Raw genomic sequence first — 1,353 nt, forward strand, 5'->3', positions numbered from 1 at the left:
GTGAACCCAAAAAGTTAGACACTTTATTTAATTAGGCAACCTTGAGGGCATGAACCCGGTAATCTACTGGGCTCATGCCTTTTAATTTTACTTTGATTCGTCGGTGATTGTAATAATGGATATAATCTTCCAGTTCTTTTTTGAAATGCTCCATGCTGTCGAACTTCTGTAAATAAAGTAATTCCGATTTCAGTAAGCCAAAGAAGTTTTCTATGACGGCATTGTCTAAACAATTTCCTTTGCGGGACATGCTTTGTAGAATGTTATGTTTTTTCAAATCATGTGAGTATTGTTTCATCTGGTAATGCCAGCCCTGATCTGAATGGAGAACGGGGGAATCTTTCGATTCCAATCGCATAAAGGCTTGGTCAAGCATCTTGGAGACTAAGGGATAAACAGGACGTGATTCGATATTGTAAGCAATAATCTCTCCATTAAATAAGTCTAGAATGGGCGATAAATACAACTTCTCACCGTGTAAATGAAATTCAGTTACGTCCGTAACCCATTTTTGATTTGGCTTTGTTGCCTTAAAATTACGATTGAGGATATTAGGCGCAACCTTTCCAATCTTACCTTTGTATGAACGGTATTTCTTCATACGGACCAGACACTTTAGTCCCAACTCCTTCATCAATCGAAGGACCGTTTTATGGTTCATTGAAATCCCTCTATTACGTAATTCCAATGTAATGCGTCGATACCCGTATCTCCCTTTATTCGTATGGAATATCTCCTGGATAACTGGCTTTATTTCTTCGTATTTATCCTGACGCCCGAAGGCGTTTATCCAATAATAATAGGTACTCCTTGCGAGATTTGCGACGGACAGAAGTAGCTTTAAATTAAACTCTCCCCTTAGTTCATGTACTACTTTCGCTTTTTGCGTTCGGACGCTTCGCTTTCTTGAACTAAGGCTCTCAACTTTTTTAAATATGCATTCTCTGCACGTAATCTTTCATTTTCAGCCTGTAATGCCTCTAATGACCCTTCTACTGGTTTTTTCTTCGTTTCTTTTTTCATGGATGGACGCCCCTTTTTCTTCGTTTCAAGAGCGTCAACTCCGTACTCCTCCAATTGCTTTAGCCAATTAGTAATAGTAGAAGGAGAAGCAATGTTATACACAGCAGCTGCATGGGTACTAGACACTCCAAAATCGTTCATATAGTTTAGTACATCCATCTTAAAGCTAATATCATAATTTGTATAGGTAGACATTAGCCCATCTATCCCATGTTCTTTATAATGCGCCACCCATTGCTTTAAAGGAGTCAAACTGATATTAAATTGATTGGCTACAGTTCTAAATGAGTCCATTCCTTCTAAATAAGTAAGGACAGCTTTTAATTTCAA

General features: G+C 38.1%; 1 protein-coding gene. It reads right to left on the minus strand.

Annotation, left to right across the window (positions count from 1 at the left end; all coding sequences use genetic code 11):
• Positions 1–31: 31 nt before the first annotated feature.
• Positions 32–1,353, minus strand: a protein-coding gene (locus OTG27_RS26375) for an IS3 family transposase (protein WP_374941291.1) whose coding sequence is annotated in 2 segments (ribosomal slippage) — positions 32–921 and positions 921–1,353 — 1,323 coding nt in all. Because the reading frame shifts where the segments join, the coding sequence is not laid out codon by codon here.

The sequence above is a fragment of the Peribacillus sp. AS_2 genome (genome assembly GCF_026891895.1).
In the GTDB taxonomy this organism is placed as follows: domain Bacteria; phylum Bacillota; class Bacilli; order Bacillales; family DSM-1321; genus Peribacillus; species Peribacillus frigoritolerans.